Raw genomic sequence first — 25,608 nt, forward strand, 5'->3', positions numbered from 1 at the left:
TAGGCGCTGGAGCTAGACAGTAATCTAAGTAAAAAAAGTAATCTTTTTAGCTAGAAAAAAACACTTGAATTATTTTACCACAATAAGAAGGGAAATGCTAATCTTTCTGCATCTCCCTATAGGTATTACTATTTTTTGCTTGTGATATGTTCATTCTTTTTACGATTGTGCTCCTCCAATGTCTTAGAGAAGAGAACCTCGCCAGTAGATGTTGCAAGGAAATACAAATCGTCTGTGTCAGCAGGTGCCAGTGCCGCTTCAATTGATACTACACCTGGATTGGCTATTGGTCCAGGAGGTAATCCTGTGTATTTATAGGTATTGTAAGGATCGTCGATTTCGAGATCCTCATACAGTACCCGGTCTTTATGCTCTCCATGGGAATAAAGGACAGTCGGGTCAGTCTGAAGCATCATTCCGGCTTCCATTCGATTGTAGAAGACGCTTGCGATTTTATCGCGATCAACCTTTTCAGTTGCTTCTTCTTCGATCAGCGATGCCATCGTCATTACCTGATGGGTCGACATTTCTTTTTCTTCCATCTGGCCTTTGAATTCACCCAGTACTGTCTTAGTTTTACTGAGCATGACCGTCACAATTTCTTCGACCGTTGGCTTCTCGGAATAGAAAGGATATGTCGCCGGGAATAAATAGCCCTCAAGAGGATATTTGACCTTTTCATTCAAGATTTCCTCTGACAGTACATCAGGATATTTCCCCATCATTTTCTTCACAAATTCTTTATCATTCAGCTGTTTAAAGATTTGTTCCTGGTCCTGCTGTGTTTTTTCAGCAATGATTCCAGCAATTTGTGACAGCTGTTTGCCTTCTGGAATCGTGATTTTCATGACCACGTCCTGCATGACTTTTCCCGTTTTTAAACTTGAGATAATTTCAGGAATGGTCATGGAAGGATTCATTTTATAATCACCAGCCATGAAACCGGACTCATTCTTAAACTTCACGTAATATTTAAAAATCCTGGCATCTTTAATGACACCTTTGTCCTCTAATATTTTACCAATCCCGCCAGTAGAAGAACCGATTGGAATCGTTACATTGATATTTTTCTTGCTGTTTTCATCAACGGGCTTTAATGCGGATTTTATATAGTAATAACCGCCTCCGCCCAAGGCGCCAATCAGTAGAATCGCCACAATGGCAGTGATGAAGACAATCCTGCGGACAACCCTTGCTTCCTTCTGCTGCTCGATTAATTTCTCAGCAATTCCATTTTTTTTGTCATTGTTAGAGTTATTTATATTTTTCTCGTCAGACATAAGCTCCCCCTCCAGTCACAGGGCTAATCACCTGGAAACTCTCTATTTTCACATCTCGCACCATTATACTATATTTTATATTTTTATTTGCAAATAATTACGAAAAAATACCCCAAGCGACAAATTAACTTATCATCCGACAAGAAAATCATAAAGAAATGGCATCCGATTAGTTTGATGATGTTTTTAAAACTGCTCATAACTTGAATCCTGCTTCAGGTGCTGTCTTATAGTGGTCATAACATTCAAGAGAGAAATATCGCCTGAGTTATTCTGGGAGGGTTTCCATCACCATTCAGGAAAGAAATATTCCGTTGAGATGTTCTGGAGTGATTTACCTTTTACGAGAATTTGAACTTTTAAAACAATAGAAGCTGGTATAAAGCCTGCAGCAGTTTTGAGAGAAAGCATTTATAAACGTGGATAAAAAAAAGACCAGGCCCATTTGAGCCTGGTCTCTTGCATGTTTTATTCTTCGTCTTGCTCAGCAAGGAACGTTTCAAGCATTTCTTCGATCATGTCCCATTCTTCGTCCGTTTCGATAGGCATTAATTCCCCATCTTTATTATCTTCAGTTGGAATAAATGATGAAGCGTGAATTTCAATTTCCTCATCGTCGCTTTCATCTGCACCGATTGGATAGTATAAAACATAAGACTTGCCGAACTCTTCAGAGTCAAATGTAAAAAGCACTTCACATAATTGTTCGTTACCGTTTTCGTCTACTACTGTAATGTTGTTTTCTCCGTGATCCATTAAAGTCACCTCATTTAATTTTGGCTATTAAGATAGCCTTGTAGAATCATTACTGCCGCCATTTTATCAATGACTTTTTTGCGCTTTTTTCGGCTTAAATCTGCCTCCAGCAAAACACGCTCTGCTGCTACTGTCGTTAAACGCTCGTCCCAAAGAATGACAGGGACGCCAAAGCGTTCTTCCAATTCACGGGCAAAGAATTGGCTGGCTTCGCCTCTGGGTCCGATTGTGCCATTCATGTTTTTAGGCAATCCAACGACAACTTTGCTGACTTCGTACTCTTTTATTATTTTACCTAATTCATCGAAACCAAACACATTTTCTTCTTCGTTTATTTTCAATGTTTCAAGTCCCTGAGCAGTCCATCCAAATTCATCGCTCAGTGCAATGCCGACCGTTTTTGAGCCGACATCCAATCCCATCGTACGCATTTATTTCCCCTCTCGGTGGTTCCTTAAATAGGATTTAACCAATTCCTCAATAATTTCATCCCGTTCCAGCTTGCGGATGATATTGCGGGCATCCCGATGGCGGGGAATATAAGCCGGATCGCCAGAGAGCAGATAACCGACAATCTGGTTGATCGGGTTATATCCTTTTTCCTGCAATGCTTCATAGACCTGCAGCAGGACTTCATTCGCATCATGCTCAAAAGGCTCTTCGGGAAAATTAAATCTCATCGTTTTATCAAACGAGCTCATCGAATGCACCTCACTTCTAAAAATGGAAGGCAAAATCTTCTTAGATTACCTTCATTCTACACTACTTTCCCTTTATATCAAATTGATTTAACCCATTCTTCGGCAAATTGAATGGCATTGTCGAGTTTTGATGGGTCTTTTCCGCCAGCTTGAGCCATATCTGGACGGCCTCCGCCGCCTCCGCCGCAAATGGATGCTGCTTCCTTGATCAGCTTTCCTGCCTGGTAGCCCTTGAGTATCAAATCATCTGTTACAGCAGCAATCAAATTCACTTTGCTTCCATCAGTCGTTCCAAGAAGGATGACAGCTGAACCCAGCTTTTGCTTCAAATCATCAGCCATGTTTCTTAGGCTGTTCATATCAGCAGCCTGAACACGAGCGGCAAGCAATTGAACACCATTCACTTCTTTTACTTTAGATGCAAGGCTTCCTGCTTCAATATTACCCAATTTTGCAGCAAGAGATTCATTTTCGCGCTGAAGCTGCTTTATTTCAACCAGCATTGTATCAATTCTGTTTGCTACTTCCTTAGGAGCGGTCTTTAATTTTGCAGCTGCATCTTTCAGGATTGCAATCTGATCGTTCAGCACTCTGTAAGCTGCCTCGCCTGTCACAGCCTCGATCCTTCGTGTTCCCGCACCGATACCGCCTTCAGAAACAATCTTGAATAATCCGATAACAGATGTATTAGCAACATGGCAGCCGCCGCAAAGCTCTAAGCTGTAATCTCCAACTCTGACAACTCGGACAATATCACCATATTTTTCGCCGAACAGAGCCATAGCTCCCATTTCCTTAGCTTCAGCGATTGGTTTTAAGCTAATATCCACCTGGATGCTTCTCCAGATTTTCTCATTCACGATTGCTTCTACCTTTTCAAGTTCTTCAGCTGTTACCTGGCCAAAGTGGGAGAAGTCAAAACGAAGTCTGTCAGGTTCGACAAGTGATCCAGCCTGGTTTACATGCGTACCGAGTATATCCTTCAATGCTTGGTGAAGCAGGTGTGTTGCAGTATGGTTCTTGATGATTTTTGCGCGGTTGTCCTGGTCAACCTTTGCCGATACTTCCATGCCGCTTGTGACAGTGCCTTCTTCAACAACTGCGTGATGCAGGTTCTGTCCATTAGGAGCTTTCTTGACATCCTTTACAGATAATCTTACTCCATCAGCTGTAATCGTGCCTTTGTCCGCGATTTGTCCTCCGCTTTCTGCGTAGAAAGGAGTAATATCCAGGATGAAGTCGATTTCTTCCCCAGCAACTGCCGTATCTGCCAGCTGTCCGTCTTTCACTAGTGCTACGATCTTGCTGTTTGATTCAAAAATATCGTATCCAACAAATTCGCTGCTAACTTTAATGTCGCCAAGAACTCCGCCCTGGACCTGCATGGATCCTACATCCTGTCGTGCAGCCCTTGCTCTTTCACGCTGAGACTCCATCTCGATCTCAAAGCCTTCATGGTCAACCTTCATGCCCTCATCTTCGGCATACTCCTCCGTAAGTTCAACCGGGAAGCCATAAGTATCATAAAGGCGGAAGACATCCTTGCCCTGAATCATGCCGCTGCCTTTTTCCTTTTCTTTCTTGATTAGATCAGAAAGAATTGCAAGACCTTCATGAAGTGTTTCATGGAAACGATCTTCTTCATTTTTAATGACTTTTTGTATAAAATCTGTTTTTTCTTTTACCTCTGGATAGAAATCATGCATGATTTCACCAACTACAGGTACTAATTCGAACATGAACGGACGGTTGATGTTCAATTTTTTTGCATATCGGACAGCGCGGCGCAGCAGTCTGCGGAGTACATATCCTCGGCCTTCGTTTGATGGAAGAGCACCGTCGCCGACTGCAAATGCTACCGTACGAATATGGTCAGCAATAACCTTGAATGCTTCATCCTTTTCCTTTGAAACGCCATATTTTTCACTAGAAATCTCTTCTGTGCTATTGATGATCGGCATGAACAAATCAGTGTCAAAATTGGTTGGAACGTCCTGGACAACTGAAGCCATACGCTCTAAACCCATTCCTGTATCGATGTTTTTCTTCGGAAGCGGAGTGTATGTGCCATCCGGATTATGGTTGAATTCAGAGAATACAAGGTTCCATACTTCAAGGTAACGATCATTTTCGCCGCCAGGATATAATTCCGGATCTTCAGGATCATTTCCGTATTCTGGTCCTCTGTCATAGAAAATTTCTGTATTCGGTCCACTTGGTCCTTCGCCTATATCCCAGAAGTTTCCTTCAAGACGGATAATACGTTCTTCAGGAACCCCGATTTTTTCTCGCCAGATGTTGAATGCTTCATCATCTTCTGGATGAATGGTTACTGACAGCTTTTCTGGATCAAACCCAATCCAATTTTTATCTGTAAGGAATTCCCAAGCGAATTCAATCGCTTCAACCTTGAAGTAATCACCTATTGAGAAGTTTCCAAGCATTTCGAAGAATGTATGGTGCCGTGCAGTTTTGCCGACATTCTCGATATCATTTGTACGGATTGACTTCTGTGCGTTTGTGATTCTTGGATTTTCAGGGACAACCCGGCCGTCAAAATACTTCTTCAAAGTCGCAACACCGCTGTTAATCCATAGCAGAGATGGATCGTCGTGAGGGACGAGTGAAGCACTCGGTTCGATGGCATGACCCTTTTCCTTAAAAAATTCAAGATACATTTTTCTGATTTCAGAACCTGTTAGTTTTTTCATATACACAACCTCCTAAATCGGTCAAAATTAAGCATTTCAGGGATTTTAGGCAACAAAAAAAGCCCTCATCCCTGGACAGGGACGAGAGCTTGCTCGCGGTACCACCCTGATTATGGACGCGGAACACGTGCGCCCATCTCTCAATAACGCCTTAACGCGGCTGCTACGGCAGGTTTTGCCTGCACTCCGGAATAGCCTTCTGTTATCCTTCATCGGGAATTCTTCCAGCCCATGGAATTCCTCTCTTAACGATGGTCTATAACATACTCGTTCCTTCTACATTTTGCTAATTATTATTCTATAGCCGAATTATATATAGCCGTTTTCAGTTTGTCAAACGACTTCGTAAAATTTATGTCGGCCTTTCTTTTTTTCTTTCTAAAATAATATGATCTTTCGCATGGATAAGGGCCGCTCTTAATACTACTAGAACCGGCACAGCAAGGATTAACCCTAGAATCCCGCCAATTTCTCCCCCTGCCAGCAGGGCAAACATGATCATTAGCGGGTGCATATGAAGACTTTTTCCAACAATTAATGGGGAAAGAATATTCCCCTCTAAAAATTGCAGAGAAAAGACAATCGCGAGTGAAATCAGCACCATTTTCACAGACATAGTTGCCGCGATAATAACTGCTGGTACAGCACCGATGATTGGCCCGAAATACGGGATTACATTCGTGATGCCGACAATCGCCCCCAGCAGAAGTGAATATTTTATGCCGGCGATCCAAAAAAAGATCGTTGACAGGACCCCGATCACGAGGCATACAAGCAGCTGCCCGCGTATATAGCTTCCAAGCGACTTGTCAACATCATGAAGGAACTTTGTCCCCGGTTGTCTCCACTGCCGCGGCGTGATATACCATGCCGCCTTTTTCATTGCATCGAAATCTTTCAGCATATAAAAGGCAATGAACGGAATGACTGCTATCGTAAGGATTGAATTGATGATATCCATCAAGAACGTCATTACTCCGGCAAGCACCCCATCCAGCCATGTCTCCATCCGGTTGATGCCATCCTCGATCCTTTCATGGATGCCAGCGGGCCACGACGAAGTCTGGTCCATGATGTTATTGACCATACCTTTATACTGCTCCGCAAAATATGGTGCATTTTCAGCAAGATCCCTCAGCTGATGAATCAATGCCGGGATTCCTTTGTAAAAAGCGAAGCCCAACCCGCCAAAGAACAAAATATAAATGATCAGGATTGCAATTCCGCGATGGAGCCCGTGCTGATGGAGGCCTTCCACTATCGGGTGAAGCAGATATGTAATGAACGCTGCGACAGCAAATGGAACAAAAAGCGTAAATAGCACTTCCAGGATAGGCACCCATAATGCCTGGAGTTTGACAAAGATATAGAGAACAATAAACAAAAGGAGAAGAAATCCAAGCCGGTAATACCATTTCATCTGGATATTCATCCGTTCCACCATCCTACTGTTTATTCTTGAGAGAAAGAGGGGCGATTATACATTATTAGCCCGGGTCCAGATCTTTTTATAGCGATGTTATTGATTTTATAGCGAAAAACGCTTTTTTATAGCGATAATTTAAAGAATATAGCTAAAAAAATTTTTTTATAGCGAAATTCTCTTTATTATAGCGAATTGGAAATTTCGTTTTATTTTTTCCAACTTGAATACAAAAATCCCCTGCATAAAATACAGGGGATAGAGTTTATTCTAAAATAAGGCTCTCGCCACTTTCTTAGACATCCTCTTCATTTTCCTTCCAGACATCATATTGTTGTTGGAAGCATAATTATAGGCTGCCATCCCAGCGCCAAATGCAATAACGGAGGTTAACATTTTATTCATATGTTTCACCTCTATAGTTTAATTTTACATGCCATATTGACGTTGATCTTCATCAAATAAGTCGTCAAGGGAGCTTAATGTTCCATCTTCCTCAACTTGGTGGGTATGAATCAGACCTTTAGAAAGAGACAGTTCAATAAAGCAATTCCAGCAATAATATTGGTTAATTCCAATTTTGCCGATATCCTTGCTTCTGCAATTGGGACAACTTAACATACAGGGACACCTCATCTCGATTTGACAGTGACGATGATGGCATCCTTTCCGATTGCAGGCGGACCAATGGACTTGATCACACGCTTTCCATTCGTGATATCCGAAAAAAAGCCATCCGTTAATTCGTACCCTACAATCGTTCCCAATTCTTCCATGAAATATACGTCGTCTACTAACCCTAGCTGCTCTCCTTCCTCAGAAAGGAGCATTTTCCCTGCAAGGCTCTGGTTGTGTTCAAATGTATATTCAGGTTCTGTCTCCATTGGTTCCAATGCTGACAGGTTGTTTACCATGATCCCATCGCAGCCAAAGGAAGCAACATTGTCTACCTTGACTTGACACGTTTTCTTAATGAACGCACCTTTTTTAACAAGTAAGCCTACTACGCTTCCATTGCTTGAAATGCTCACATCACAAACTTCGCCCAGTTTTTGCCCACTTGCCAATTCATACACAGGAAGACCCTTTAATAGTGAAAATGTCCGCAAAAGTGTGTCCCGCCTTTCCGAACATTTTTAGTTTCCGCTCTCATCCTGGAATTCATGAGGTGTAACGTTTTCCATCAGCCTTGAAGATTTTGTTCCTGAATCTTTTTAGGGGCCTGCACCCCGAGACATTTCCCCCGAAAGGCTTGGATTTCTGCTCCTATGGCCTTAACAGCTTTTATATATTCTGCTCAAACTTCAACTGGTATTAAATTGATTCTAACTGGTATTATATTCGGGCCAACTGGTATTAAATTGATGCTAACTGGTATTATAATCGAGCCAACTGGTATTAAATCGATTCTAACTGGTAATATCAAAAAAACCCGCTATTTGATAAGCGAGTTTCAGATGTTTTTCAGCTTCCACGTTCCTCCATGAAATCGTATGGAGTGACATTCTCCATTCCAATCATCGGGTCTGCGTTCTTAATTATTTCTAAGTAATTAAGTCCCTCTTCATTTTCACTCTCTTTTGCCCCTGAATTTACTAACTTCCGATCAGAAAAATCAACAGAAAGAATGTCTTCCTTCGCTTTTTCTTCTCCACCTATCTCAGGAAGCATCTCAACGAGCTTTTCGACAAGTGTTGTATTCCGCTCCGTATCTTCTCCGCGTTCAATGCCCATTTTCAAGGCATCCTCTTCGCCTACCAGGATCAGGAATTGTTTGCTTCTCGTAATCGCAGTATAAATCAGGTTCCGGCGCAGCATCCGATAGTAGCTTTTCACGACAGGAAGAACGACAATCGGAAATTCACTTCCCTGAGATTTATGGACGGAACAGCAATAAGCATGCGTAATTTGTGATAAGTCTGGCCTGTTATAGGTTACCTCAATGCCATCAAATGAGACAATGAGCTGGTCTTGTTTTTCGGTATTTTCCTTTGCGTAGAAAATCGCGACTACTTCTCCCATATCGCCATTGAACACATTTGCTTCAGGCTGGTTCACAAGCTGCAAAACTTTATCGCCAATCCGGTATTTTATATCTCCAAAAGCCAGTTCTTTCCGCGAACCATCGGGATTAGGGTTGAACAACTCCTGTAAAAGCTCATTCAAACGGTCAATTCCCGCAGGTCCTCGGTACATCGGCGCAAGGACCTGGATATTCCGCGGTGAATACCCCTTCTTCTTTGCATTGGCAACGACCTTTTCGACAACCTGGGGAATCTGGTTCGTATTGCATTTGATAAAAGAGCGATCAGGCTTCTGTACGGAAATATCACCTGGAGATTTCCCTTTTTTAATTTGATGCGCCAGTTCGATGATGGATGATCCTTCTGCCTGACGGTAAATATCCGTCAAACGGACCGTTGGAACCCTTCCAGAATCGAGTAAATCCTTGAGCACCTGACCAGGCCCTACAGAAGGAAGCTGATCTTCATCTCCCACCACAATAACTTGAATATGGTCAGGCAGTGACTTGAATAATTGATGTACAAGCCAGATATCAACCATTGAGGTTTCATCAATAATCAGAAGCTTGCCCTCCAAAGGCTGATCCTCGTTATGTTCAAATCCTGATGCTCCATTCCAGCGAAGCAGCCGGTGGATTGTCACGGCAGGCAGTCCAGTGGATTCAGTCATCCGCTTTGCGGCGCGACCTGTAGGAGCGGCAAGCAGGAATGGGTAGGGTTCTTCTTTTTTATAATCTTTATGATCCAGTGAACAGCCATGCAATTCGGCATACAATTCGACAATCCCTTTTATGACAGTTGTCTTCCCAGTTCCTGGTCCTCCTGTCAAAATCATCATCGGAGACATTAGGGCTGTCTGGATCGCTTCCTTTTGGCTTGGCCCGTATTGGACCCCCAGTCGTTCTTCCAGATTACCAAGAGCAAGCAGAAATTCCGATTCAGGAAACTGGTTTTCATATTCTGTCTGTTCAAGGATCCTTTTAATATTTTTCACAAGCCCTCGTTCTGAATAATAAAGGGATGGCAGATAGATTTTCTGTTCCTCGGCAATCAGCTTGCCTTCTTCACCTAGCTGAATCAATTCTTTGGAGATATCAGTGAACTCAATCTCAATATTTTGGTTGTCTTCTAAAAGCTTTTTCACATCGACCAGTAAAGACTCCGCTTCCATAAAAACATGCCCGCCTTGAAGACTCGAACTTTCAAGAGTATACAGGCAGGCAGCCTTTATACGGTCTGGATGATTGCCAGTCAACCCAAGCTGGCCCCCAAGCTCATCCGCTCTCCCAAAGCCGATTCCTTCAATGTCCTCGACGAGTTTATAGGGATTGTTCTGGATCACTTCGATTGCCTGCTCTTTATATACCTGGTAGATTTTCATCGAAAGCTGCGGACCAAAGCCATATTGATTCAGTGCCACCATTACCTGTTCAAGTCCCTGGTGCTCCATCAGTGTATCGTATAAGTCCTTAGCCTTTTCAGGAGCCAGCTTTGGAATCTGGTCAAGGACTGAAGGGTTCTCAATAATTCTTGTTATCGCCTTTTCTCCAAGTGTTTCCACGATTTTCTCGGCTGTTTTTTTACCGATTCCCTTAAAGAGTTCACTCGATAAATAGCTGACGATGCCCTGTTTTGATTGCGGCAAATCCTTTCGGAAATGAGTAGCCTGGAATTGTGTCCCAAATTTCGGATGCTCTTTCACTTCACCAAAAAATATGTAGGTTTCCTGCTCGTGAACACGGGGGAAATAGCCGGTAATGACCGCTTCCTTATCCTCATACTGTTCATTCGTTTCCTCGACCCTGATCCTAAGTACTGTGTAAAGGTTTTGTTCGTTATGAAAAATAGTGACAAGATGCTTTCCCTTCATGAACTTTCCTTGTTCTGAAAACAAATCAAGCGAGTCTTGCTTTTCCAATGGATTTCCCCCCTTTCCGCAGATTCATATGTATTATTGGAGATCCTGTCCCTCAATCAACTTTTTGCCATGTCCAGCCAGCAAGTGATCTGGCTGAACTTCTAAGGCGCGATTGAACATTTCCAGCGCCTTTTCGCCATCTTCCTTAAAACCGTAGGCAACCCCTAGATTATAAAGAGCATCGGCATGCTGTGCGTCTAGCTGCACTGCCTTCTCAAGGCTAGTGATCGCTTCGTCAATAAAACCTTCTCGAGCGAGGCATAATCCATACTGAAAAAGCGCTTCTGCATCATCTTCAAGAAGCTCCGTGCTTCTCTGTAAATAAGGAAGAGCAAGCCTGCTATTCCCCATCTGTGCAAGGCTCATTCCAAGCATGAAGTAATTGTCCCCTGTTTCGAGACCTTTTTTCATTGCCAGCTCAAACATGTTTTTGGCTTCTTCGAAATTTTGCGCATCATAATAAACGCCGCCTTTGCTGTAATAGGCAGTGGTGGCATTCTCATCAAGGTTGATTGCCTTATTGTAAAAGTTCAAAGCTCTATCGGTATCACCAACTGCAGTCAGTACATTCCCGAAATTTATGTATGCTACAGGATCTGCTGGCTGGGCTTCAATAGCTTCCATGAATGCCTGAGCCGCTTCCTCCCATTTTCCTTCTTTCATAAACTGGATTCCTGCCTGGTTTTTATCCATTTTTTCCACTCCAATCTCCATGCAAGTATATCATAAACCTGCGCATTTTAAGTTACCCTATGTTCATGCAAGAATCCCCGGCGAAGCTAAATTGCCGGGGATGAATTCAAGATTATTATCCGACATAAGTCAATTTGCTGCCATCCTTGAAAATCTCGTCAATCGTTCCGCCTCCAAGGCATTCTTCGCCGTTGTAAAATACGACTGCCTGTCCAGGAGTCACAGCCCTGATTGGTTCTTTAAATAACACTTTTGCTGTGCCATCCTCTTGCATTTCAACAGTCACTGCATTGTCAGGCTGGCGGTAACGGAACTTAGCTGTACATTCAAAAGCCTTTGGTTTAGGCTTGTCTGAAACGAAGCTGATATTGACTGCCGTGATGCTGTCTGAATAGAGCAGCTCATTATGAAAACCTTGCTCGACAAGCAGAACATTTCGTTCTAGGTCCTTGCCAACGACAAACCAAGGTTCACCTGATCCGCCGATTCCAAGCCCCTGGCGCTGTCCAATCGTGTAATACATCAGACCGTCATGCTTCCCTTTTACCTCACCGCTCATCGTTTCCATGTTTCCTGGCTGAGCTGGAAGGTAATTGCCGAGAAATTCTTTAAAATTTCTTTCGCCGATAAAGCAGATGCCTGTACTGTCTTTCTTTGTTGCAGTGGCAAGACCTGCTTCCACTGCCAATTCCCTGACCCGCTTTTTCTCCAGGTTCCCGATTGGGAAAAGGACTCTTTCCAGCTGGCTCTGGTCGAGCTGGTTCAAGAAATATGTCTGGTCCTTATTCTCATCCAGGCCGCGGAGCATCTTCCTTTCACCATCACGGTCTTCCACACGGGCATAATGGCCCGTTGCAAGATAATCTGCACCTAGATTAAGGGCATGCTCAAGAAATGCCTTGAATTTGATTTCCTTGTTGCACATAACATCAGGGTTTGGCGTCCGGCCCGCTCTATATTCATCGAGGAAATAAGTGAAAACCTTATCCCAATATTGTTTTTCAAAATTAACTGCATAATATGGAATGCCAATTTGATTGCAGACACGGATTACATCCTCATAATCCTCTGTTGCCGTACAAACGCCGTTTTCATCCGTATCATCCCAGTTTTTCATAAAAATACCGATGACGTCATATCCCTGTTCCTTTAAAAGCAGCGCAGCTACTGAGGAGTCGACACCTCCAGACATCCCAACCACCACTCTAGTATCTTTTGGTGATTTTTCCATTATGCTTCACCTCATTTCTTTCTAAACTATTTTACCTGACTGCTACCTTTTTTTCGTCAGCCTCTGAACAATCTTAGCTGTTTCTTCTGCAGCTTTTTCAACCTGATCTCTTGTATTATTTAAACCGAAACTGAAACGGATCGAATTGGTTAAACGGTCAGATTCCTTTCCGAACATCGCTACGAGCACATGAGAAGGGTCAATCGAACCAGCCGTACATGCGGAGCCGCTTGATGCAGCTATGCCAGCGAGATCAAGATTGACTAGCATCGCCTCGACATTCGTTCCCGGAAAGCTTAAGTTTAAAATATGCGGCAGTGAATTTTCAAGCAATCCGTTCTGATGGAAAGAGATTCCGCTCGTATGAAGTTTGTCAATGAACACATTCCTGAACTCCTTATAATCAGTACGTTTACTTTCTAATTCCTTTATAGATAGCTCAACAGCTTTACGGAAGCCAGCAATCGCAGCGACGTTCTCAGTCCCTGCCCGCCGTTTCCGCTCCTGTTCACCGCCGAACACCTGACGAGCCAGCTTAATTCCTTCACGGATATATAGAAAACCTATTCCCTTTGGTCCATTGATTTTATGGGCCGAAACGGAAAGGAGGTCTACCTGCAAATCATCCACCCTCAGTTTTTCAATTCCGTACGCCTGTACAGCATCCGTGTGGAAAACGGCCTGGTGTCCCGAAAGCAGTTCACCGATTTCACGTATCGGCTGGATTGTACCAACCTCGTTATTTCCATGCATGATTGTTACGAGGATTGTGTCTTCCCTTAAAGCTTTGGCAACTGTCTGCACAGAAACAGAGCCATTCTCATCGACAGGAAGATACGTAACCTCAAAACCACGCTTCTCAAGCTCTTCACAGCTATGCAAAACAGCATGGTGCTCAATCTGGCTCGTAATGATATGTTTACCCTTTGTACGATTATTTTCCGCATAACCGATAATCGCTAAGTTATCCGCTTCCGTTCCACCGCTTGTGAAAATGATGTTATTTGCTTTCGTCCCAATGCTGACAGCAAGTTCATGCCGAGTGTCATCCAGGATTTTGCGTGCTTCACGGCCAAAATGATGGATGCTTGATGGATTGCCAAAATCAGCTTCCATCACTTTTACCATCACAGCTAAGACTTCAGGATGAATCGGTGTAGTTGCAGCATGGTCCAGATAAATTCTTTCCAAAATAATACCCTCTCTTCAGAAGATTTTCACTGTAAAAAACTAAATATAAAACATATAGGCGTCCGATTCGCCAAAGTTATCTGTATGGTTTGCAAGATCTTCGATTGTAGTATTATCAAGTACATCCTTCACCGCGTCCCTGATTCGCGTCCATAGCTCACGCTTCGCAGGTTCCTCGTCTTCGATTCCCTCTACAATGCTAATCGGGCCTTCCAATACACGGATAATGTCACCAGCCGAAATTTTTGAAGGCAAGTCTCCCAGGATGTAACCGCCATATGCTCCGCGTATACTTTTAACAAGACCTGCATTTCTGAGCGGAGCGACTAGTTGTTCTAAGTAATGCTCTGATAAATCATTAGTATGCGCAATAGACTTAAGGGAAATAGGGCCCTCCCCATATTTCTTGGCAAGTTCAATCATAATCGTAAGTCCATACCGGCCTTTAGTAGAAATTTTCATAAAAGCACCTCTATTTCATTGTTCTGAAAGAAATTTTTTTTAATAGGTAATACAGATTATATTTTTATGCCCCATGCGGCATTTATAATTAAATTTTAACAAAATCCTCAGTTAATAGGTAGGCTTTTGACATTATAGCACAAATTGCATGGACAATGCGCAAGCGTGCCGTTCGTGTTATTGTATAAATACGAATATATGTTTTATTGGAGCGATGGATATGAATCTTAAACCTCTCGCTTTCAGGATGCGCCCCCGGACGATTGAAGAAGTGATTGGCCAGTCGCACCTGGTAGCTGAAGGAAAAATTATCAATAGAATGGTCAAGGCAAGGCAGCTGTCTTCAATGATTTTATACGGACCGCCCGGCATAGGGAAAACTTCGATTGCCAGCGCAATTGCCGGCAGTACTAATTTCGCGTTCAGAACACTTAATGCTGTAACGAATAATAAAAAAGATATGGAAATCGTTGCTGCAGAGGCAAAGATGTCAGGAAAGGTCATATTGCTGCTGGATGAAGTACATCGCCTTGATAAAGCGAAACAGGATTTCCTGCTTCCTTACCTTGAAAACGGGATGATCGTTTTGATTGGTGCTACAACAAGCAATCCATATCATGCTATCAATCCGGCGATCCGCAGCCGATGCCAGATTTTTGAGCTTAAACCACTCGAGCCAAATGATATAAAAGAAGCTTTAAAAAGAGCGATTTCAGATGAAGAAAGAGGCCTGGGAAACTTAAATATCTCGATATCAGATGAAGCTCTTACTCATTTCGCTACAGCTTCTGGCGGTGATGTGCGAAGTTCTTTGAACGCACTGGAGCTTGCAGTACTGTCTACTGAACCAGGTGAAAACGAAGTAATCATTATTAATGAAGGAACAGCCGAAGAATGCATGCAGAAGAAAAGCCTCGCTCATGATAAAGATGGCGACGCCCATTATGATGTGCTTTCAGGTTTTCAGAAATCGATCCGAGGCAGTGACGTTAATGCCGCTCTTCACTATCTTGGAAGATTGATTGAAGCTGGGGACCTTGTGAGCATAAACAGGCGACTTTTGGTCATTGCTTATGAGGATATTGGACTTGCCAGCCCCCAGGCTGGACAAAGGACCCTGGCGGCAATCGAAGCTGCTGAAAGAGTTGGGTTTCCTGAAGCAAGAATCCCGCTTGCAAATGCGGTTATTGAATTATGTTTATCACCAAAATCCAATTCTGCGATTGTCGCAATTGACACAGCAATGGCAGATATACGATCAGGGATCAGCGGCGAAGTACCCGATCATTTACGCGATGCCCATTATAAGGGAGCAAAAGACCTGGGCAGAGGCGTTAACTATCTTTATCCGCATGATTACGAGGGAGGATGGGTTAAGCAGCAGTATCTGCCAGACAGGATAAAAAACAAGATCTATTACAAGCCTAAAAAGACTGGCAAGTTCGAACAGGCACTTGCAATGATCTATGAAAAAATAACAGGCAAAAAATAAGCGGATGGGCTGCAATTGCCCATCCGCTTTACTATTCATATATTCTTCTTAATCATTCACTCGTTTTATCTCAATATCTTTTAATAGTTCCTTCACAACATGGCTAGCCATGATCAATCCAGCAGCTGATGGTACGAATGCATTTGAAGATGGCGGCATTTTCGCTTTACGAATTTCAGCATTATCGTTACCAACCTCTTTACGCACATCTTCACGGATCACAATCGGGCTTTCATCGGAGAAAACAACCGGGATTCCCTTTTTAATTCCCTCTTTTCTTAAGCGTGTACGAATAACCTTTGCAAGAGGATCAGTATGAGTCTTGAAAATATCTGCAATCATAAAACGAGTAGGGTCCATCTTATTTGCAGCACCCATGCTTGAAATCATCGGGATTTTCCGCTCCAGGCTTTCCTTGATTAGGTGGATTTTATAAGATATCGTATCTGATGCGTCTACGATAAAATCTAAGTCATAACTGAAGAATTGTTCATACGTTTCTTCTGTATAGAACATCTTCAAGTCGATTACCTCGCAATCAGGATTGATATCTTTAATCCTGTCGCGCATCACTTCCACCTTTGGCTTGCCAACTGTCGAAAGCAAGGCGATAAGCTGCCTGTTTACATTGGTAATATCCACATCGTCCTTATCGACGAGCACAAGGCGGCCAACTCCTGATCTAGCTAGTGCTTCTGCAGCAAAAGAACCTACACCGCCGATACCCAATACTGCAACGGTACTATTTCTCATTATATCAAGGCCTTCTTTACCAATGGCCAATTCATTCCTGGAAAATTGATGAAGCATTCAAACTCACTCCAAACATGTATTAATTGGTGTTAATAACTATACCCGCTTTTGAATATAACATACTCCTCTTTAATTTCAAGTATTTTTATAGGAATTATTGTATTTTATGTTCTTTCCGCGGAACATGATAAATCAAAAAAAACCATGCGATTCGCATGGCTTTCACTTGAGTTATGTAGGAAGAGTCCCAATCGTGCCGTCGTTTTAGGTGCCTTCGTCTTGAACCCGCTCTCAGCAGGTGGGTGCCCTGTTCCGGATTTCTGTAAGTCCTCTAGCCAGAGGCATTTACGCGGCCCGAAAACGCGGACTCCCGAAGGAAAAATGTTAGGTCAAAACTTCAGGTTAGACAACGAACACATCAGGACTCTTCATCTGTTGTTAGTATAATAACACAGGCTAAAACGAAGTTCAAGGAATTGACCAATGGATATTATTGGTCTTTTTTTACATTTAACGCCAAATGAAGCTCGTCTAGCTGTGCACCGCTGACTTCACCTGGAGCATCAGTCAGCAGGTCGCTTGCGCTAGCAGTTTTTGGGAACGCGATTGTGTCGCGAAGGTTCGTTCTGCCTGCAAGGAGCATGACCATTCTATCCAAGCCCAGTGCAATTCCGCCATGTGGTGGCGTCCCATATTCGAATGCTTCAAGCAGGAAGCCGAACTGTTCAACAGCCTGTTCCTTGGTGAAGCCAAGTACAGAGAACATTTTTTCCTGGATGTCACGTTCGAAAATCCTCAGTGAACCACCGCCTAATTCATAGCCATTTAATACGAGGTCATATGCCTGAGCTTTTACCTTAGCAGGATCGCTGTCGAGCAAAGGAAGATCCTCACGCACTGGCATCGTGAATGGGTGATGAGCTGCGAAATAACGATCTGCTTCTTCATCAAACTCCAAAAGCGGCCAGTCCGTAATCCAAAGGAAGTTGAACTTGCTTTGGTCAATTAGTTCAAGCTCTTTTCCTAGTTTTAAGCGCAATGCACCAAGTGCGTCAGCAACGACACTCTTTTTATCGGCAACGAACAGCAGGAGATCGCCTGCTTCGACATCGAGCTTTCCTTTAAGAGCCTGCTGGTCAGCATCACCAAAGAATTTAGAAATAGGCCCTTTGAGCCCATCCTCTTCAGCTTTAAGCCATGCAAGACCTTTCGCACCATAGACACTCACAAATTCAGTCAGTGCATCTATGTCCTTACGAGAGTAGTTGGCTGCTGCTCCTTTTACATTGATGGCCTTTACCTGGCCGCCGTTTTCGACTGCTGAAGCAAACACCTTGAAGCCAGAATCTTTTACTGTCTCAGAAAGGTCGATCAATTCCATCCCGAAGCGTGTATCTGGCTTATCGGAGCCAAATCGGTCCATCGCTTCATCAAAGCCCATGCGTGGGAATGGTGCATGCAATTCAATGCCTTTAACATCCTTCATAACCTTTTGCATCATTTTTTCTGCCAGCGCAAGGATATCTTCTTGGCTCATAAAGCTAGTTTCAATATCCACCTGTGTAAATTCAGGCTGTCGGTCAGCACGTAAATCTTCGTCACGGAAGCAGCGGGCAATCTGGTAATAACGCTCGAATCCACCCACCATCATAAGCTGTTTGAATAGCTGTGGTGATTGCGGAAGAGCATAGAATTCACCGGGATGAACACGGCTTGGCACTAAATAGTCTCTAGCTCCCTCAGGAGTGCTCTTTGTTAAGATCGGTGTCTCAACATCCAGGAATTCTTCCCCATCAAGGAAATCACGGATTGCTTTCGTTACCTGATGCCTCATTTTAAAAGTTTCGAACATCACCGGGCGGCGAAGGTCCAAATAGCGGTACTTCAAACGGACATCCTCTGATACATCCGTTTTGTCGGCAATGATAAATGGAGTTGTTTTCGCCTCGTTGATGATCGTCAGCTCATCTGCCTGGACCTCAATTTTACCTGTTTTAAGGTTTTCATTAATCGTTCCTTCGCTGCGGGCAATGACAGTTCCAATCACGTCGAGGACATATTCAGTACGGACTTTTTCTGCAAGGGCAAGAGCCTCTGGTGAGACATCCGGATTAAACACGATCTGGACAATACCCGTTCTGTCACGCAGGTCGATGAAAATAAGTCCGCCCAAATCGCGGCGCTTTTGTACCCAACCCTTTAATGTAACTTTTTCGCCAATTGCTTTTTCTGTTACTTCACCGCAAAAATATGTTCTCCCAAACATTTAAACTCCCCCTCTATTTGCAAATCTCCCGAAATTTTTCGATAAAACCTTCAAGCGGCAGTTCGATTTGTTCTCCATCTGCCATGGACTTTAGGTTTATTTTATTTTCTTTTAATTCATCTTCACCCAAAACAGCAACATATTTGGCATTCATTCGATCTGCTGCCTTGAATTGAGCCTTGATTTTCCGATCGAGATAGTCCCGTTCTGCTGAAAATCCAGCGGCTCTCAATTTATGAAGCAGTCCCACAGTATAATCTTTCGCTGTATCTCCAAGGGAGACAAGATAACAATCGATTTCTTCTTTTACTGGAAGCTCTACACCTTCTGCATCAAGAGCGGCCAGCAGCCTTTCAATACTTAAAGCAAAGCCGATGCCCGGTGTTTCTGGCCCGCCAATTTCTTCGACCAGGCCATTATATCGTCCACCGCCGCAAAGCGTTGTGATGGCTCCGAATCCTTCTGCATTGCTCATGATTTCGAATGCCGTGTGATTATAGTAATCAAGGCCGCGAACTAGATTTGCGTCCACTTCAAACTCAATTCCCAGATCAGTTAAATATTTCGTGACCTTTGAGAAATATTGTGCAGAATCATCAGTTAAATAGTCGATGATCGATGGAGCCGATTTCATCAATTCGTGATCCCGGTCAGCTTTGCAATCCAGAATCCGCATCGGATTTTTTTCGAGTCGATTTTGGCAATCGCTGCAAAACTCTCCAATCCTCGGTTTAAAATGGTTTACCAGCGCCTCACGGTGTGCCTGCCGGCTTTGTTTGTCTCCGAGGCTGTTTATGACTAATTTAAGCTTTTTTAAACCAAGCTCCTGGTATATGGACATAGCCAGAGAAATTACTTCTGCATCAATGGCTGGATCAGCACTGCCCATAGCTTCGACGCCAAATTGGACAAATTGGCGGAAACGTCCAGCCTGTGGGCGTTCATATCTGAACATTGGTCCCATGTAATAAAGCTTTACAGGCTGATTGGCGTGTCCAAACATTTTGTTTTCCACAAATGAACGGACAGCTGCCGCCGTTCCTTCTGGACGAAGAGTCAGGCTCCTGTCTCCTCTGTCTGTAAAAGTGTACATCTCTTTTTGGACAATATCTGTTGTGTCCCCTACACTGCGTTTAAATAATTCTGTATGTTCAAAAATTGGTGTGCGGATTTCCTTGTATTGATATCTTTCGCAAAGCTCTCTTGCCTTCGCTTCGATCAGCTGCCATTTTTCAGCCTGGCCTGGCAAAATGTCCTGTGTTCCCCGTGGGATATTAATTTGATTTGCCACAGTGCATCCTCCTTTTTATTTCAATCTAGTTATGTAAGGATCTCTTAAAAATTTGTTACTAATTTAAAGAAATACAAAAAAGCCCCCAATCCCTTGTAATAATAACAAGGGACGAGAGCTTTGATTCCCGTGGTGCCACCCTAATTGAAGGCGTAGATACGCACTTCCTCTTTAACAGTTAACGCCTGAGTACGTCCACTCCTACTAATGGTTTTTCAACCACGTTTCAGAGAAGATCCTACGGAGTGTTCATTCACAAAGTCATCATGCAGAAATGCTTTCAGCCAGGGCATTCCCTCTCTTGGCATGTGTTTCTCAGCTACTGTGCTCCATCAACGGTATTATTTCGCTATGATATTTTATTTATATTATATTACGGAGTCCATTTTCGATTGTCAAGAACAAAAAGTGAAAGCGCCTTGTTCAGTCCCAAGCGGCTAATCGCTGGAACTGGATTAGTCAATTCACGAACGCTCAAGCTGTTTTTTCAATTTTCTTACGTCACGGAGTGAAAGCCCGAACTCAGATGCTAATTCCACAACATGAGAGCTTTGTTCCTTCTGAATAAAATCATGAAAATCGACGCCAAATAATTGATTTTCTCCGAAACTGGCCATTCCCTTCTCACTAAATCGCATGTAATCACCTTCCATCCTTTATTCCTAACTATTCTTCCCATCCTTTTAAAAATTTTTCATGAAATTTTATAAAGTTAATTTTTTCTCCGTTAAATCCGATATAAGGAAAAAGACCTCGTGATTTTGCCGGTAAATTCCGGTAATATATTTTTAAAGATATATTATAGGGAGGGAGAGCATTGCCCAAAAATAAAATGGTTCCAGTCATCCTTTGCCTTTTGCTTATTTTCGGGAGCCTGCCAGCTTTAGAAATCGCAAAAGCGGATAATGGAAGACTGACAATTACTGCTACAAGCTTAAATGTCAGACAAGGTCCCGGCTTAAGCTACCCGGTTGCGGGCTCGGTTAAAAAGGGAGAAAAGTATTCAATCATAAAGCAGGACGGTGATTGGATCCAGATCAGTCTTGATAGCAATAAAAAGGGATGGGTTGCAGAATGGTTTACTGAAATGCAAGCCAATGTACAGCCTGCTGTAACGCCAAACCCACCAAGCACGACTGGCAGCGTAACTGCCAATGGGCTGAGAGTAAGAAAAGGCCCTGGGACCGAATTTCAGGTTATTGGGTCTTTGAATAGTGGACAAGCTGTAGAAATAGTGAATTCTAATAATAAGTGGACCGAAGTGCGCACCTCAGCAATTCAAGGCTGGGTAGCAAAGGAATTTATCATCACGGTTAAAGATAGTAAAGGAACTGCTACTCCAGCAAACAATGGGGATTCAACAACCAAAGGCGTAGTTACTGCTGACTCTTTGAATGTCCGTGAAAAGCCTTCGACTAATGCAAAAACAATAGGATCCTTAAAACGCGGAGCAGAGGTTTCAGTATTTTCTCAGTCTAATGGCTGGGCCGAAATTACATATTCAGGAGAAAAAGCGTGGGTTAGCGACCAATTTCTTAAGGTGAACAAAAACACATCGTCTGATAAAAAGCAGCCATCTTCACCTGCTAGCCAATATTCAGGCACTGTAACAGCCTCACAGCTGTATGTAAGGAATCGCAATGCTCTTGATGGCAAAGTGATCGGTACTATCACACAGGGACAAAGCTTTCAAATCAAAGAGGAAGTGAACAACTGGGTAAAAATCGAATACAAGCCTGGCGAAACAGGATGGGCAGCAGGATGGTTTTTCGAGAAGACGAAGAACGGACCAGTTATTAGCCCTAATCAGCCTGTGAAGAATAGCATTGTTAATATCCTGCACGATGGCACCAACATCCGTAAAGGTCCAAGCACTGGCAGCGCGGTGGTCTCCCGTGCAAACCAGGGAGATGCATTCGAGGTAATCAGCGTCAAGAATGATTGGTATGAAATTTCACTGACCAATGGGGTAACAGGCTTTGTGGCAGGCTGGATTGTTTCCATTCAGGGCAACTCAGGACAAATAGAAAAACCTGGCGCAGAAATTCATACAAAAAATAGGACAATCGTAATCGACCCTGGCCACGGGGGCAGGGATAATGGAACAACAGGTGTAAGAGGAACGCTGGAAAAATCACTGACATTAAAAACAGCACAGCTTGTATATGACAAGCTTAAAGCTTCAGGAACGAATGTAATCATGACTAGGAATAATGATTCTTACATATCACTCGGTTCCCGCGTCAGCACAGCACATTACCAGAATGCCGACGCGTTTATCAGCCTTCATTTTGACAGCACAAATGACCGCAGTGTAAGAGGTATGACTACCTATTATTACAATTCAAACCAAAAGCCTTTAGGAGAGCAAATCCATTCATCGGTGATCAGCAAGACGATGCTTAAGGATCGCGGCACTCGCTTTGGCGATTACCATGTTCTCAGGGAGAACAGACAAAACGCTATACTTGTGGAATTAGGGTATCTGAGCAATCCAGCAGAAGAAATGCTAGTAAGTACCTCACAATACCAGCAAGCTGTTGCAAATGGCATCTTTGATGGACTGGCGCGCTATTTTAAGAATAACAATTAATCGTTTTACCGAAAAAGAAGGGATCCCACACAATGATTGCGGGATCCCTTCTTTATTGATCTTATTTACTGTCAATGATTAATGTTACTGGGCCATCATTAGTAAGCTGAACATCCATCATCGCACCAAAAATACCTGTATCAACCTTGATTCCTTTTTCGGTAAGGAATCGATTGAAGGCCTCATAAATGGAAAGTGCATGTTCCGGTTTTGCTGCATCCATGAAGTTGGGACGACGGCCTTTACGGCAATCACCGTACAAGGTGAACTGTGAAACCGAAAGAATCTCCCCTCCTACATCAAGAAGTGATAGATTCATTTTTCCGGCTTCATCTTCAAAGACTCTCAAATTTGCAACCTTTTCTGCAAGAAATGCTGCATCTTCTTCCTTGTCTTCATGCGTCACGCCGACAAGGACAACAAACCCTTTCGCAATGGAGCCCGTCACTTCACCCTCCACTGTTACTTTAGCTTCTTTGCTACGCTGTACTACTAAACGCATTTGTGACTCTCCTTAACTCATCATCCTTCTGACAGCATAAATGTCTGGGATTTGTTTAATCCGGTCTACAACCTTTTGTAAATGGTTAACATTATGGATTGCGATGGACATATTAATTGTCGCCACTTTATTTCTGTCAGATTTCCCGGAGACGGCCGAAATGTTAGTTTTTGTTTCATTAACAGCCTGGAGAACTTCGTTAAGAAGCCCTCTCCGGTCATATCCGCTGATTTCGATATCAACATTATATTCTTTCCGATCGTTCAGAGCTGTTTCCCATTCCACTGGAATCAGTCTTGCCTGGGCATCGTCAGTATGGATATTTGTACAATCTGAGCGGTGTACAGAAACCCCTCTGCCCTTCGTGATAAATCCTACTATCTCATCCCCAGGAACAGGATTGCAGCAGCGGGATAGGCGTATGAGCAGGTTATCAATGCCAGAAACCCTGACACCTGACTCCCGCTTTTTGACAGGAGAAAAAGCCTTAAGTTCTGAAACAGCGTTCGCTATATCCTTTTCCTGCTCAAGATCACGCTTCTTGCGGAGCTTCTCCGTTAGTCTGTTCGCTACCTGCAATGCAGTGATTCCGTTGTAGCCGATAGACGCGAATAAATCTTCTTCATTTGTAAAATTAAATTTTTCCGCAACCTTTTTTAGGCTATCAGAAGTAAGAATCTCTTTGACATCGAAATCCATATTGCGAATCTCTTTTTCCAATAGCTCCCGGCCTTTTTCAACATTTTCATCCTTTTGCTGCTTCTTGAAAAATTGGCGGATTTTATTCTTAGCCTGTGAAGTCTGGGCAAGCTTCAGCCAGTCCTTGCTCGGACCATATGAATGTTTAGACGTCAAAATCTCAATGATATCGCCAGTTTTCAGCTCGTAATCAAGAGTGACCATCTTGCCATTGACCTTAGCACCGATTGTTTTATTCCCTATTTCCGAATGGATCCGGTATGCAAAGTCAATTGGCACAGATCCTGCAGGTAATTCGATTACATCACCCTTAGGAGTAAAAATAAATACCATATCAGAGAACAGGTCAATTTTAAGAGATTCCATGAATTCCTCTGCATTGGCAGTGTCGTTCTGGAACTCAAGGATTTCCCTGAACCATGATAGCTTGGTCTCAAAGTTGGCGCCTTCAACCGGCTTCCCTTCTTTGTATGCCCAGTGTGCCGCAACCCCAAATTCAGCGATTCTGTGCATTTCATCTGTCCTGATCTGGACTTCAAGTGGGTCTCCCTTTGGTCCGATGACAGTTGTATGAAGCGATTGATACATATTTGGTTTTGGCATAGCGATATAATCTTTAAAACGGCCAGGCATTGGCTTCCAGCAGGTATGAATAATCCCAAGGATAGCATAGCAGTCCTTGATACTATTTACTACAATCCTCACAGCCAATAAGTCGTAAATCTCATTGAACTGCTTGTTTTGCAGGACCATTTTTCGATAGATACTATAAATATGCTTTGGTCTTCCTGAAATTTCAGCTTTAATTGAAACCTCATGGAGCCTATCTTTTACTTCTACAATGACTTCATCTAAATATTGTTCACGTTCCGCACGCTTCTTCTTCATCAGATTGACAATCCGATAGTACTGTTGCGGATTTAAATAGCGCAATGCTGTATCTTCAAGTTCCCATTTGATTTTTGAAATACCCAGTCTGTGTGCCAGCGGTGCGAATATTTCAAGAGTCTCATTTGAGATCCTGCGCTGCTTTTCAAGCGGCAAATGCTTTAAAGTCCTCATATTATGAAGACGGTCTGCAAGTTTAATCAGGATGACCCGGATATCTTGTGCCATCGCCACGAACATCTTCCGGTGGTTTTCCGCCTGCTGTTCTTCATGCGACTTGTATTTAATTTTACCCAGCTTCGTAACGCCATCAACAAGCATCGCCACTTCATCATTGAACGCGTCTCTTAAATCATCAAGGGTAACCTCTGTATCTTCAACGACATCGTGAAGAAAACCAGCCGCAACCGTTGCTGGATCCATTTCCAGGTCAGCAAGAATTCCCGCTACCTGGATTGGGTGGATGATATACGGTTCCCCGGATTTTCTGAATTGGTCATGATGAGCCTGTCTGGCAAACTCATATGCTTTCATTACCAATTTCACGTGCTCATCATTCAAATATGATTTAGTACAGTCAATGACTTGTTCTGCTGTCATTACCTGGTCATTCGCCATAGGATCACCTAATTTTTATTTCATTATATTAACTCGCATTTCTTCATGCGGGATTTAGAGAAAAATCGACTTATATTTTAAAAAACCATTAATATAAATAATGATTCTTATAATGG

Annotated in this window: 22 protein-coding genes, 1 other RNA gene and 2 other annotated features; of the genes, 2 read left to right on the forward strand and 21 right to left on the reverse strand. The window is 43.1% G+C overall.

The window, feature by feature from the left end; translation table 11 throughout:
- Nucleotides 1–128 precede the first annotated feature (128 nt).
- From mltG to cymR, 14 genes are all read right to left on the reverse strand, one after another.
- Nucleotides 129–1,280 (reverse strand): endolytic transglycosylase MltG, encoded by a 1,152-nt coding sequence (gene mltG / locus V7201_RS08060; protein ID WP_335376263.1) that lies wholly within the window; start codon nt 1,278–1,280, stop codon nt 129–131.
- A 468-nt stretch (nt 1,281–1,748) separates the two neighbouring features.
- Nucleotides 1,749–2,036 carry a DUF1292 domain-containing protein gene (locus V7201_RS08065; protein WP_335376264.1) on the reverse strand — a complete coding sequence of 96 codons (288 nt, stop codon included), beginning with the start codon at nt 2,034–2,036 and terminating at the stop codon, nt 1,749–1,751.
- Between the two features lie 14 nt (nt 2,037–2,050).
- Nucleotides 2,051–2,467, reverse strand: coding sequence for a Holliday junction resolvase RuvX (gene ruvX / locus V7201_RS08070; RefSeq protein ID WP_335376265.1), 417 nt, complete (start codon nt 2,465–2,467; stop codon nt 2,051–2,053).
- A complete protein-coding gene (locus V7201_RS08075) occupies nt 2,468–2,737 on the reverse strand; it encodes an IreB family regulatory phosphoprotein (RefSeq protein ID WP_023627198.1) in 270 nt (89 codons plus the stop codon).
- Nucleotides 2,738–2,814: 77 nt separating this feature from the next.
- The gene (alaS, locus tag V7201_RS08080) at nt 2,815–5,448 is read right to left on the reverse strand and encodes an alanine--tRNA ligase (protein WP_335376266.1); all 2,634 of its coding nucleotides are present in this window, start codon (nt 5,446–5,448) and stop codon (nt 2,815–2,817) included.
- 74 nt (nt 5,449–5,522) lie between these two features.
- Nucleotides 5,523–5,736, reverse strand: a binding site (T-box leader).
- Between the two features lie 64 nt (nt 5,737–5,800).
- Nucleotides 5,801–6,880, reverse strand: a complete 1,080-nt coding sequence (locus tag V7201_RS08085; protein ID WP_335376267.1) for an AI-2E family transporter — start codon at nt 6,878–6,880, stop codon at nt 5,801–5,803.
- A gap of 261 nt (nt 6,881–7,141) precedes the next feature.
- Nucleotides 7,142–7,276, reverse strand: a complete 135-nt coding sequence (locus V7201_RS08090) for a YrzQ family protein (RefSeq protein ID WP_335376268.1) — start codon at nt 7,274–7,276, stop codon at nt 7,142–7,144.
- A gap of 24 nt (nt 7,277–7,300) precedes the next feature.
- Nucleotides 7,301–7,492 carry a hypothetical protein gene (locus V7201_RS08095; protein WP_207500111.1) on the reverse strand — a complete coding sequence of 64 codons (192 nt, stop codon included), beginning with the start codon at nt 7,490–7,492 and terminating at the stop codon, nt 7,301–7,303.
- 11 nt (nt 7,493–7,503) lie between these two features.
- Nucleotides 7,504–7,980: a PRC-barrel domain-containing protein gene (locus V7201_RS08100; protein WP_335376269.1), complete on the reverse strand. Its 477-nt coding sequence runs from the start codon at nt 7,978–7,980 to the stop codon at nt 7,504–7,506.
- A gap of 355 nt (nt 7,981–8,335) precedes the next feature.
- Nucleotides 8,336–10,813 carry an SF1B family DNA helicase RecD2 gene (gene recD2, locus V7201_RS08105; protein WP_335376270.1) on the reverse strand — a complete coding sequence of 826 codons (2,478 nt, stop codon included), beginning with the start codon at nt 10,811–10,813 and terminating at the stop codon, nt 8,336–8,338.
- Between the two features lie 33 nt (nt 10,814–10,846).
- On the reverse strand, nt 10,847–11,506 hold the full coding sequence (locus V7201_RS08110) for a tetratricopeptide repeat protein (RefSeq protein WP_335376271.1): 660 nt from the start codon (nt 11,504–11,506) through the stop codon (nt 10,847–10,849).
- A gap of 115 nt (nt 11,507–11,621) precedes the next feature.
- Complete coding sequence (gene mnmA / locus V7201_RS08115) at nt 11,622–12,737, reverse strand: tRNA 2-thiouridine(34) synthase MnmA (protein ID WP_335376272.1); 1,116 nt, start codon at nt 12,735–12,737, stop codon at nt 11,622–11,624.
- 42 nt (nt 12,738–12,779) lie between these two features.
- Nucleotides 12,780–13,928 carry a cysteine desulfurase family protein gene (locus V7201_RS08120; RefSeq protein WP_335376273.1) on the reverse strand — a complete coding sequence of 383 codons (1,149 nt, stop codon included), beginning with the start codon at nt 13,926–13,928 and terminating at the stop codon, nt 12,780–12,782.
- Between the two features lie 39 nt (nt 13,929–13,967).
- On the reverse strand, nt 13,968–14,390 hold the full coding sequence (gene cymR / locus V7201_RS08125) for a cysteine metabolism transcriptional regulator CymR (protein WP_207500116.1): 423 nt from the start codon (nt 14,388–14,390) through the stop codon (nt 13,968–13,970).
- 220 nt (nt 14,391–14,610) lie between these two features.
- On the opposite strand from cymR, the gene V7201_RS08130 reads away from it, so the two are divergent.
- Nucleotides 14,611–15,882 carry a replication-associated recombination protein A gene (locus V7201_RS08130; protein ID WP_335376274.1) on the forward strand — a complete coding sequence of 424 codons (1,272 nt, stop codon included), beginning with the start codon at nt 14,611–14,613 and terminating at the stop codon, nt 15,880–15,882.
- 48 nt (nt 15,883–15,930) lie between these two features.
- Here the strand turns inward: V7201_RS08130 and V7201_RS08135 are convergent, their stop codons facing one another.
- The 5 genes from V7201_RS08135 to V7201_RS08155 all read right to left on the reverse strand — a co-directional run bounded on the left by V7201_RS08135 (nt 15,931) and on the right by V7201_RS08155 (nt 20,830).
- Nucleotides 15,931–16,692 (reverse strand): tRNA threonylcarbamoyladenosine dehydratase, encoded by a 762-nt coding sequence (locus tag V7201_RS08135; RefSeq protein WP_335376275.1) that lies wholly within the window; start codon nt 16,690–16,692, stop codon nt 15,931–15,933.
- Between the two features lie 183 nt (nt 16,693–16,875).
- Nucleotides 16,876–17,063: non-coding RNA, 6S RNA (gene ssrS, locus V7201_RS08140), on the reverse strand.
- A 62-nt stretch (nt 17,064–17,125) separates the two neighbouring features.
- Nucleotides 17,126–18,901, reverse strand: coding sequence for an aspartate--tRNA ligase (aspS, locus tag V7201_RS08145; protein WP_335376276.1), 1,776 nt, complete (start codon nt 18,899–18,901; stop codon nt 17,126–17,128).
- 13 nt (nt 18,902–18,914) lie between these two features.
- A complete protein-coding gene (gene hisS, locus V7201_RS08150) occupies nt 18,915–20,192 on the reverse strand; it encodes a histidine--tRNA ligase (RefSeq protein ID WP_335376277.1) in 1,278 nt (425 codons plus the stop codon).
- A 104-nt stretch (nt 20,193–20,296) separates the two neighbouring features.
- Nucleotides 20,297–20,537 (reverse strand) — a binding site (T-box leader).
- A 119-nt stretch (nt 20,538–20,656) separates the two neighbouring features.
- On the reverse strand, nt 20,657–20,830 hold the full coding sequence (locus tag V7201_RS08155; protein ID WP_335376278.1) for a hypothetical protein: 174 nt from the start codon (nt 20,828–20,830) through the stop codon (nt 20,657–20,659).
- A gap of 179 nt (nt 20,831–21,009) precedes the next feature.
- On the opposite strand from V7201_RS08155, the gene V7201_RS08160 reads away from it, so the two are divergent.
- Entirely contained in the window at nt 21,010–22,785 is a 1,776-nt protein-coding gene (locus tag V7201_RS08160) for an SH3 domain-containing protein (RefSeq protein ID WP_335376279.1), read from the forward strand.
- A gap of 61 nt (nt 22,786–22,846) precedes the next feature.
- On the opposite strand, the gene dtd is transcribed toward V7201_RS08160, so the two are convergent.
- Entirely contained in the window at nt 22,847–23,287 is a 441-nt protein-coding gene (dtd, locus tag V7201_RS08165) for a D-aminoacyl-tRNA deacylase (RefSeq protein ID WP_335376280.1), read from the reverse strand.
- 12 nt (nt 23,288–23,299) lie between these two features.
- Nucleotides 23,300–25,492 carry a RelA/SpoT family protein gene (locus V7201_RS08170; RefSeq protein ID WP_335376281.1) on the reverse strand — a complete coding sequence of 731 codons (2,193 nt, stop codon included), beginning with the start codon at nt 25,490–25,492 and terminating at the stop codon, nt 23,300–23,302.
- Between the last annotated feature and the right edge of the window lie 116 nt (nt 25,493–25,608).

This window comes from Bacillus sp. JJ1122, assembly GCF_036964885.1.
Lineage (GTDB): Bacteria > Bacillota > Bacilli > Bacillales > Cytobacillaceae > Mesobacillus.